Source organism: Luteolibacter sp. (genome assembly GCF_058122085.1).
Genome location: NZ_JBIKBQ010000138.1, coordinates 1 through 9,501 on the forward strand (window position 1 = coordinate 1; position 9,501 = coordinate 9,501).

Below are 9,501 nucleotides of genomic sequence, written 5' to 3' on the forward strand. Positions count from 1 at the left end.
GGTCACCTACAACGCCGCCACCTCGATTTCCTTTCCCTACGCCCTCGCGGTCAACCGCTCGCTGATCTCCTCGAAAAGCCGGCTGACGATTCCCAGCCAGCAAATGCACCACGCGATCATGTGGACCGCGGAGAAATACGGCAACCAGGTCATGCAGACGGCCGCGATCCTGACTTGCCTGCCGTCGGCACCTCCGGCAGACGCGTTCCGCCCCACCTACATCGGCGGCAGCAAGCCGGTTTTCACCCTCAGCCAAGTGCGCTGGGACCGGCTGATGAGCCTGCCCGCGGGCTCCGCCATGCCGTCGTGGTCCCAGTGGGAGCGCTATCTGGAACGCCCGTGGATCGACCACATGAACGGCTCCTGGGAGCAGCAGTGGCTGCTGCCGATAGAAAACATGCCCGCCTATGGCCGCGAATACCCGCGCATCCTGGGCATCGCCGGCCTGATGCTGCACAGCGACGCTTCCCAAGCCCAGAAGCGGACGCTGCTCATCCGGCTCCTGCAGATCGGCATCGACTGGCGCGGCGTGGTCCAGGCCGGCGGCTATTGGAACCAGGGCGGCGGCGTGACCAACGGCAGGAAATTCCCGATCGTTCTCGCCGCGAGGCTGATAGACGACCCGTATTTCACCGCGGAAATGCCCGCCACCGCCATCATTCACGAGGACACCCAGTGCTATTACGGCAACGGCTGGGCGGGCATGAAGGCGCTGTGGCAAATGGTCATGCACCATGGCGCGCGCCTGCCCTACATGCACCTGCACCCCAGCCAATACGCCACCTACGACGGCGGCTGGGCGGCGACCTCGGAGAGCTATCGGAGATGTTGCACCATCAAGGCATGGCCGGCGCAGGCGCTCGCCACCTTGTTAGCCGGCGGCAAGGCGGCCTGGAACCACGACTCGTTTTTCGACAACGTGGACGACTGGATGCGCTACGAGGACCGCTACGCCGCCGGTCGCGGAGGCCTCGCCCGGCCGAGTGAGGAAACCACCGTCTTTGATCCCTTCGCGCGGACCATGTGGGATCTCCACCGCAACTCGGTGCTCGCCCAACCCGGCGGCACGCTGTTCCGCATGTGGAACGCCTCCACCAACCAATGGGTGGCTAACACGCCACCCGGCGGCCTGCCCGTTTCAGCCCCGTACTTCAATCCTCCGGCCGGAAATTTTTCCAGCGCCCAGAACGTCGCCATCGCGACCAGCACCAGCGGCGCGAGCATCCGCTTCACCACCGATGGCAGCACCCCGAGCCCGACGGCTGGCACCTTGTATGGGGGTCCGGTCTCGCTCGCCGCAACCACCACCGTCAAGGCCATCGCCTACAAGAGCGGCATCCCGGACAGTTCCGTCAGCACCGCCCAATTCACCTTCTATCCGCCCGGCACGGTGGTGGCGACCGCCGGCGGCTCCTTCCAGAACACCGCCTTCACTTCGCAAAGCGGCGGCTTCAGCGCGACCTTCACCGCCACGCCCTCGGCCTCGCCCACCGATGGCGTCATCGGCCTCTCCGCCGCCGCGGCATCCGCCTACGCCGATCTGGCAGTCATCATCCGCTTCAACGCCTCCGGCATGATCGACGCCCGCAACGGCGGCGTCTATCAAGCGGCCGCCAGCATTCCCTATTCGCCAAACACCAGCTACGCCTTCCGCCTCGTCGTCAACATGAGCGCTCACACGTATTCCGCCTACGTGACTCCGGCCGGCGGCGCCGAGCAGACGATCTGCCTGAACCACGCGTTCCGCACCGAGCAAGGCGGCGTGGCCAGCCTGACTACCTGGAACGCGAATGTGGACGCCTCCGCCACGGGAACCTCGCTCGTGGTCAGCAACTTTTCCGCGGGAACGGATGTCCAGCCGCCAAGCCGTCCCACCGGCTTGAAGGTGGATCCCCGCAAGAGCAATAATTGACCGCCGCCGCGGTAAATCTTCCCGCCCTTGCAATTTCCGAGGACTCAAGTCAGGCAGTATCAGGGAGGGCGCGACGCCCGCCCGATGGAATGACTTTAGGACTTGCTCTGACAGAACAGACGGGCGATTATCCACTCTCAATCCATTTACTGCCATGAGCTCCAACCCGAAAAAGCTCGACGAGAAAAAACTGCGCGAAACCTTGGCGAACAACCCAGCTGACTGGGACGCTCGCAAGCAACTGGCCCATTTGCTCTACGACCAGGGGTCCTTCCTTGAGGCCGCGGACGTCGTTTGGGAGGTCGATGAAATTCCAAGCATCGACGTCGAGCTGGCATTCGCCGCGCGGATCCTCGCCAAGGGCGCGCCACGGAAAGCCATCCGCCTGCTCACCGCCCTGCTCGAGCACAACCGGGGCAAGGCGGTGCAGAATCTCGGGCTCGCCAACGCCCTGCTCCATCATGGCATGGTGCTTCAGGCCGCGCGCTTTTACGGCGCGGCGCTGGAGGCCGATCCCTCGCTCGCCAATCCGGATCTCGAGCACTTCATTCTCTGGACCGACGACGAGGAAACGCTGTGGGGAAACTTCCAGAACCGCCGCCCGGTCCTCGGCGAACTCCCTTGGATGAAGCGCGATCCTGTGGAAGCCATGAAACTGACCAGCCGCATCAGCACTCACACCACCCCCATCAAGCTGCCGAGCCTCGAACCCGCCGCGGGCGAGGAGCTGAACAACGAGCTCTATCAACAGAAGGCGGAAAAAGGCGCGGAGCCCAGCCCGCCGCCTGCGGTGACGATTCCGTTGGACCGGGTCGATCCGAAATATCGGCTCTTCGACGACGAACTTGGTGCGCCGACCGAGCCGCCCGCACCGCCGATGAGGGTCTCGCCTCCACCGACGATTCCGCTGACGTCACCGGCGAGCCGCCCGAAGCCCTCTCTACCCCAGTTGAAACAGCCTGAAGCGCCGAAGTGAACGGTGCAACCCGACCCACCGGACCTTTCCCCGGAGCGCGACCGCAGTTCCATCCGCCTGAAGCAGAAACCGTGGCGTGGCACGAACTGATGAGAAGGCGATCCTCTGTGAGGATTCGCAAACGAACCCCGTTTCCCTCGGCAGATAAGAATCCCGGATTCGTGGTTTCGGATGAAGCGCCGGTCTTTGCGCTTTCATTTTTCCAGGAAAACAGCTCGTTTGGTTAAAATGGTGGAGCAAGGCAGGACGGAAAACACATGGACGCGCGGGCAGCGCTGGGTCAGCGACGGCGAGCCGGAACTCGGCCTCGGCATCATCCGCAAGAGCGGCGACGGGCGGGTGGAAATCGCCTTCCCCGCAGCGGGGGAAACCCGGATCTACGCCATCGACAGCGCGCCGTTGCGGCGGGTGAAATTCATGCCCGGCGACCGGATCAAGATCCACTCGGGCGCGGAAATGACCGTCGAGCGCGTGCGGGAAGAAGGCGGCCTGCGGATCTATCAAACCGACGGCGGCGAGGTGGCGGAAGCCGGCCTCTCCGACTCCATCAGCTTCAGCAAACCCGAGGAGCGCCTGTTCGGCGGCAAGCTCGACGAGCACGCGGATTTCGACTTGCGCGGCGAGGCCCTGCACCGGCGCGCGGAAATGCGCCGCTCGCCGGTGCGCGGACTGGCCGGCGCGAGGATGGACCTGATCCCGCACCAGCTTTTCATCGCCGACGAGGTGGCGAACCGCCCACGGCCGCGGGTTTTGTTAGCAGATCAGGTGGGGCTCGGGAAAACCATCGAGGCGTGTTTGATTTTGCACCGCTTGATTCTGACAGGCCGCGCCGAGCGCGTGCTCATCCTCGTGCCGGAGCCGCTGGTCCACCAGTGGTTCGTGGAACTGCTGCGGCGGTTCCAACTCTCCTTCAGCCTGTTTGACGAAGGCCGCTGCGAGGCGATCGAGTATGGCGACCCCGAGTGCAATCCGTTTCTCGACAGCCAGTGGGTGCTCGCCGCCGTCGATTTCCTCGCCGGGAACGAGCGCCGCGCCGCGCAAGCGCGCGAGGCGGGCTGGGACGTGTTAGTCGTGGACGAGGCGCATCACCTCGAGTGGTCGCCGGAAGCTCCCGGAGCGGCGTATGAAATGGTGCGCGGCCTCGCGGAGACGACGGAAGGCCTGCTGCTGCTCACCGCCACGCCGCAGCAGCTCGGGCCGGAAGGCCATTTCGCGCGGCTGAAATTGCTGGACCCGGACCGCTACACCGACCTCGGTCAATACCGCGAGGAAACGCTGCACTACGAGGATGTCGCGGACGTCGTGGAATCGCTCGCAGCGGGCGGCGCGGTGGACGGGCGGGTGCAAAAAATCGTCGCCGGTCGCCAGCGGCTGGAGCAGCGCGTGGCGAATCTAATCGCGGAAAAGCCCGGTGCCCGCGAGCACCTGATCGCGGATTTGTTGGATGGTTTCGGCGTCGGCCGGGTGATGTTCCGCAACACGCGGGCCAAGCTCGGCGGCTTCCCGCAACGCGAGCCGCGCCTCGCCCCGACCACCGACAAGGTGAAATGGCTGATCGGTTTGTTGGAGGCACTCGGCGAGGAAAAGGTGCTGGTCATCGCGAAGACCCGCGAGCTTGCCGAAGAAATTCTGGAACAACTGAACTCGGCGACCGGCGTGAAAGGCGCGCTTTTCCACGAGGATCTCACGCTGCTGCAGCGCGACCGGAACGCGGCGTTTTTCGCGGAAGCGGAAGGCGCGCGGGTGCTCGTCTGCTCGGAGATCGGCAGCGAGGGCCGGAATTTCCAGTTCGCCCGGCATCTGGTGCTTTATGACCTTCCGGAAGACGTCGATCTGCTGGAGCAGCGGATCGGACGGCTCGACCGGATCGGCCAGAGGGGCACGATCCAAGTGCATGTTCCCTATCTGCCAGGCAGCGCGGAGGAAATTCGGATGCGCTGGCTGGAGGAAGGCTTGAACGCCTTCCGCGCCAGCCCGCCCGGCGCGGCGGAGATCCAGCGCGAGCTGCGCTTCGATCTGGAAGAAGCCATCGGCGAGCGCGAGGGCATCGACGAGTTGATCGAAAAGACGCTCGCCTGCCGCAAGCGGATTTCCGAGCGGCTGGCGCGCGGGCAGGACCGCCTGCTAGAGCGGAGCTCGCACCGTCCGGAGCGGTCGGCGTGGCTGGTGAAAAAGATCCGCGAGTGGGATGAAGACGCGGGCTTCGAGGACTTCCTGCTGCGCTTGTTCGAGTTCTCCGGCCTGCACATCGAGGAGCTCGGCAGCCGCCGGTATTTCCTGCTGCCGGGGAATTTGAAATCCGACGCGTTTCCCTCGCTCCCGCACGACGGCATGACCGTGACCCTCGACCGCCAGCGCGCGCTGGAGCGGGAGCAGGAGGCGTTTCTAACGTGGGACCACCCGATGGTCCGCGGCGCGCTCGATCTCATGCTCGGCTCGGCGGCGGGCAACGCGACCTTCGGCGTGTGGGACGCCGCCGGAGAGAAGATCATTTTGCTAGAGGCATGGGTCGTCGTCGAGTGCGTGGCTCCGGCGCGTCTCCACATCGATCGGTTCCTGCCCCAGACTCCGCTGCGGATCGTCGTCGATCACAAGGGCGGCGATCACACCGAGGAAGCCGCCTTCGCCAAGCCACCGCTGCGCAAAGGCGATCCGGCCAGCCTGATGCGCAACGAGGCGGTGAAGCGGAAATTTCTGCCAGAGATGCTCGAAAAAACCCGCGCGCGGGCCACCGCTAAAAGCCACGCCGTCATCGCGGACGCGCTGGCCTCAATGCACGCCGAGATGGCTGCGGAAACCGCCCGCCTCCGCGACCTCGCCGAGGTGAACGACCACATCCAGCCGGAGGAAATCGCGGCTCTTGAAGCGCGTGAAGCCGAACTCGCGGCGGCCATTCAAAACGCCCGCGTCCGGCTGGACGCCGTGCGCCTGATCTGGAAAGCTCCGCCCGCGTGATTCTCTGAAAAAGCGCCAAACCTCATCAAGTATCAATCCCGACATGCCTTCCATCAACCGCCGCCGTTTCATGTGGACCACCGGTGCCGCAGGAATCGGATTTTCCTCGATCGTCCGCGCCCAGTCGCGTGAGCCCGCCGTTTCGCCGAACTCCAAACTCCGCGTGCTTTCCATCGGCGTCGTGGGAACCATCGGCGGGGCCGACCGCACGCAGGTTTCCCAGCATCCCGCCGTCGAAATCAGCGGGCTCTGCGATGTCGATTCCAACGCCCTCGACCAAGCCGCCATCGACCATCCGGGCGCCTTCACCTGTCGCGATTACCGCGAGGCTTTCTCGAAATTCGGCGACAAGTTCGACGCAGTCATCGTCTCCACGCCTGACCACAGCCACGCGCCGATCATGCTCACCGCGCTGGCCAACCACAAACACGTCTATGGCCAGAAACCACTTGTCCATCAGCTAGAAGAGCTGGCGATGATGGAAAAGGCCATCGCCGCGCGGCCGGATCTCGTCACCCAGGTCGGCAACCAGCGGATGGCCAATACCGGTCGCCGCGCCGCCGTGGAAATCCTGCGAAGCGGAGCACTTGGCAAAGCCGTGGAAGCCCACGTCTGGGTCAATTCGCCCAACGCGCGCGAGTATTTCAATTTGGACCGCGCCGTCGGCGAACCCAAGCCCGCGCCCGCGAATCTGGATTGGAACCTGTGGCTCGGTCCCTGCGAAGAAACCCCGTATCACGACGGCATCGCGCCCGTCGTCTGGCGCTCGTGGTGGGACTATGGCAGCAACGGCCTCGGCGACTGGGGGCTCCACGTGCTGGATGTGATTTTCCATGGCTACGACGAACTCGTCTCGCCCGTCGCCGTTCTAACCCATTGCGAGCCGTCGCCCAATCCCCTCTTCCACAGCCACCCGTGTCACTCGACCATCACTTACGCGGTGGACTCGCAGAAATTCGCCCGCAAGCAATTCGCCATTTACTACAGCGACTCCGCGCAAGCTCCCTCGCGGGCCGCGCTGGGCCTGCCTCCCGGGAAATACCCGGACAGCAACATGACCGTGGTCGTCTGCGAGGGCGGCGTGCTTTGCCTAACCGCCGAGGGCCGCCTTGAAATCTGGCGCGACGGCGTCATGACCTCCGGCCTGAAAATGCCCGGCCTGCCAGAGTTCCCGAAGATGAACCACTGGCACGCCTGGGTGGACAATTGCCTCGGCATCAAGACCGAGCTCCGCAGTCCGTTCAAGGACGCCATCCGCATGACCGAGGCCACCCAGTTAGCAGTCAAAGCCACCCGTTTTCCCGGCCAGGAACTGCGCTGGAACAAGCCGACGCTGTCCTTCACCAATCACGAGGAAGCGACGAAAACCGTCGTCCGCCGCAGCTACCGCGAAGGCTTCGCCCCGCCGCCGGTCGTGTGATTTTCACCGTTAGTCCTTCAACTCGCGGATCCAGACGTTGCGGTAGCGGACCGGGTTGCCGTGGTCCTGCATGGCAAAGGGCAGCTTGTCGGCATGGGCCTTATACTCGGATGCCGCGTGCGGTCCCATCCAGCCGGTGCCTCCGCTCAGAACGGTGTGATCCTGGATGAGCACGCCGTTGTGCAGCACGGTGAACGTCGCCCGGCGGGTGACCTTGCCGCTTTCGTCGAAGAGCGGGCGGTGGAAAATGATGTCATAGGTCTGCCACTCGCCGGGCTTCCGGCAGACGTTGACTAACGGCTTCTGCCGGCCGTAAAGCGCCCCGGCCTGGCCGTCGGCGTAGGTCTGGTTTTCAAAACTATCGAGCACCTGCACTTCATAAACATTCATCAGGAAGACCCCGCTGTTGCCGCGTCCTTGGCCTTCACCCTCGGCTTTGGCCGGAGCCGCCCATTCGACATGAAGCTGGCAGGAGCCGAAGCTCTGCTTGGTCTGGATGTAGCCTGCCTTTTTGACGGATTCGAGCGCTCCATCGACGACTTTCCACGCGCTTGGATTGCCTTTGGTGTCGGTCCAGTTTTGTTTGAATGACGTTTCACTGCCATCGAAGAGAACGGTCGCATCCGCCGGCGGCGCGCCGACTTTGTCCGCGGCTCCCGGCGTGACGACCGGTGGCAGCGGCTGCCTGGCGGTGTCGGTTTCGTGGACCTTGACGCCGTCGATGAACATGTAGAGGACGTCCTTGCCCTTGTCGTCCTTGCGGGTCTCCGTGGTGATCACGGGCTTACTCATGTCGTCGTGGCCGGGGCAGACAAGGGTGGATGCCGCGAGCACGAGGGCGGCTAGTGGGTAAATCGGATTGTTCATGGAATTCAAAGTGGTTGGAATTGGCTCATTAGCAGCGGGCCGAAGCAAGTGTTCATTGATTTTTCTGGCGCTGAAGGTCACGGACATGAACACAGATTCGGAGTGATGGAGTTGGCTCGCCATGGATTTGTCCGCGCTGCCTGCTGAGCCCCCCTACTCACCGAACTGAGATGTTTCATCGCCAGCTTCGCCGCTATCCGGTTGGCGCTCACCCCGGTGTGGGTTCTCGGAAGAATGCCGAGTTGTGCCTTGGCGTAGTCGCTTTTGAGCCGCTTGTCTTTGAACGTGTAGTTGAGTTGATGCCAACTCATTGAGCTGGCAGGCTCTTGTGCGAGCCGTCGCAGAGCGGCGGGTTCGCGGTGTGCTTGCACTGGCACCACCAGATGGTTTTTTTCTCCGCCACCTCGTATTTCACCGGTTGCAGGCCGGTGCCCTTGTGGGAGCCGTCGCAAAACGGCGGGTGACTGGAGCGTCCGCAGGAACACCACCAATGAGTGCCTGCCTCCACTTCGAGTGGCAGCGGCTTGGTATCGCAAATAATCGGTTGTTCAGCCATGAGTGGGGTAGGTTAGCGGGAAACTGAAATGGGCGGTGCGGCCGGTTTTGCCTCGGCGACGAGCAGGTCGGTCTCGCTGGCCACGGCGGCGGTGGCCGGTTTCTTGTCGAGCTTGGGATACCTTTGGGCGGGCACCTCGTTGAAAAATGTTGCTCCGAGCCACCCCGCGAGGATGACGGACGAACCACTGACAAAACGGCGGGTATTCATCGGTTGCTACGGAAACGCTTACTATTCCCGGGGCAGGTTTTGTTGCCTTTCCGGGACAATAGCAACCCTAAAGATCCCGCGTGTCGGCGTGCAGATCTTTCAAAAGGGGATTGTCGCCAGCCATCCCCGCCGCTAGCGTCGCGCCCACGAGTCCACCGCCGCGGCGACTCGCGCCACCTAGCAACTTTCCAATTCCATGGGCATTTTCAGCAAACCCCGCCTGCGCAGCCTTGATCGACGTGAAGACATGCCGGAAGGCCTCTGGGTGAAATGCCCCGATTGCGGGGCGATGATCCACACCCTGGAGCTCAAGCAAAACCTCCACGTCTGCCAGCATTGCAGCCACCACTTCCTGGTCGATTCCCGCGAGCGCATCACGATGCTCGCCGACCCGGATTCCTTCGAGGAAACTGAAATCGGCCTGATCTCGGCCAACCCGCTCGGCTTCTCCGGCTATGACGAGAAAGTCGCAAGTCTCCGCGAAAAGACCGGCCTCGACGACGCCGTGATTTCCGGACGCCTCACCATCAACGGCCAGCGCGCGATGATTGCGGTGATGGATTTCAAATTCTTCGCCGGCTCGATGGGCTCGGTGGTCGGCGAGA

The 9,501-nt window shown here is 63.6% G+C and carries 7 protein-coding genes and 1 pseudogene; 5 read left to right on the forward strand and 3 right to left on the reverse strand.

Features of this window, described 5'->3' with window-relative positions; genetic code table 11:
- The 4 genes from AC4DF4_RS16600 to AC4DF4_RS16615 all read left to right on the forward strand — a co-directional run.
- A partial coding sequence (locus AC4DF4_RS16600) for a chitobiase/beta-hexosaminidase C-terminal domain-containing protein (protein WP_490049227.1) occupies window positions 1–1,912 on the forward strand: 1,912 nt, incomplete at its 5' end.
- 154 nt (window positions 1,913–2,066) lie between these two features.
- Window positions 2,067–2,888, forward strand: a complete 822-nt coding sequence (locus AC4DF4_RS16605) for a hypothetical protein (RefSeq protein ID WP_490049228.1) — start codon at window positions 2,067–2,069, stop codon at window positions 2,886–2,888.
- Window positions 2,889–3,116: 228 nt separating this feature from the next.
- On the forward strand, window positions 3,117–5,843 hold the full coding sequence (locus tag AC4DF4_RS16610) for a helicase-related protein (protein ID WP_490049229.1): 2,727 nt from the start codon (window positions 3,117–3,119) through the stop codon (window positions 5,841–5,843).
- A 43-nt stretch (window positions 5,844–5,886) separates the two neighbouring features.
- Entirely contained in the window at window positions 5,887–7,263 is a 1,377-nt protein-coding gene (locus tag AC4DF4_RS16615) for a Gfo/Idh/MocA family protein (protein ID WP_490049230.1), read from the forward strand.
- Window positions 7,264–7,272: 9 nt separating this feature from the next.
- On the opposite strand, the gene AC4DF4_RS16620 is transcribed toward AC4DF4_RS16615, so the two are convergent.
- The 3 genes from AC4DF4_RS16620 to AC4DF4_RS16630 all read right to left on the reverse strand — a co-directional run bounded on the left by AC4DF4_RS16620 (window position 7,273) and on the right by AC4DF4_RS16630 (window position 8,896).
- Complete coding sequence (locus tag AC4DF4_RS16620) at window positions 7,273–8,130, reverse strand: 3-keto-disaccharide hydrolase (RefSeq protein WP_490049231.1); 858 nt, start codon at window positions 8,128–8,130, stop codon at window positions 7,273–7,275.
- A 307-nt stretch (window positions 8,131–8,437) separates the two neighbouring features.
- Complete coding sequence (locus AC4DF4_RS16625) at window positions 8,438–8,686, reverse strand: CDGSH iron-sulfur domain-containing protein (RefSeq protein WP_490049232.1); 249 nt, start codon at window positions 8,684–8,686, stop codon at window positions 8,438–8,440.
- 12 nt (window positions 8,687–8,698) lie between these two features.
- Window positions 8,699–8,896, reverse strand: a complete 198-nt coding sequence (locus AC4DF4_RS16630; protein WP_490049233.1) for a hypothetical protein — start codon at window positions 8,894–8,896, stop codon at window positions 8,699–8,701.
- A gap of 196 nt (window positions 8,897–9,092) precedes the next feature.
- Here AC4DF4_RS16630 and AC4DF4_RS16635 point away from each other — a divergent pair.
- Window positions 9,093–9,501 (forward strand): annotated as a pseudogene (locus AC4DF4_RS16635) (acetyl-CoA carboxylase carboxyl transferase subunit beta); the annotation flags it as partial.

Bases quoted from the DNA above. Each gene is read 5' to 3' on its own strand.
- AC4DF4_RS16605 (WP_490049228.1), top strand. From the start codon at position 2,067: ATGAGCTCCAACCCGAAAAAGCTCGACGAGAAAAAACTGCGCGAAACC.
- AC4DF4_RS16610 (WP_490049229.1), top strand. From the start codon at position 3,117: ATGGTGGAGCAAGGCAGGACGGAAAACACATGGACGCGCGGGCAGCGC.
- AC4DF4_RS16615 (WP_490049230.1), top strand. From the start codon at position 5,887: ATGCCTTCCATCAACCGCCGCCGTTTCATGTGGACCACCGGTGCCGCA.
- AC4DF4_RS16620 (WP_490049231.1), bottom strand. From the start codon at position 8,130: ATGAACAATCCGATTTACCCACTAGCCGCCCTCGTGCTCGCGGCATCC.
- AC4DF4_RS16625 (WP_490049232.1), bottom strand. From the start codon at position 8,686: ATGGCTGAACAACCGATTATTTGCGATACCAAGCCGCTGCCACTCGAA.
- AC4DF4_RS16630 (WP_490049233.1), bottom strand. From the start codon at position 8,896: ATGAATACCCGCCGTTTTGTCAGTGGTTCGTCCGTCATCCTCGCGGGG.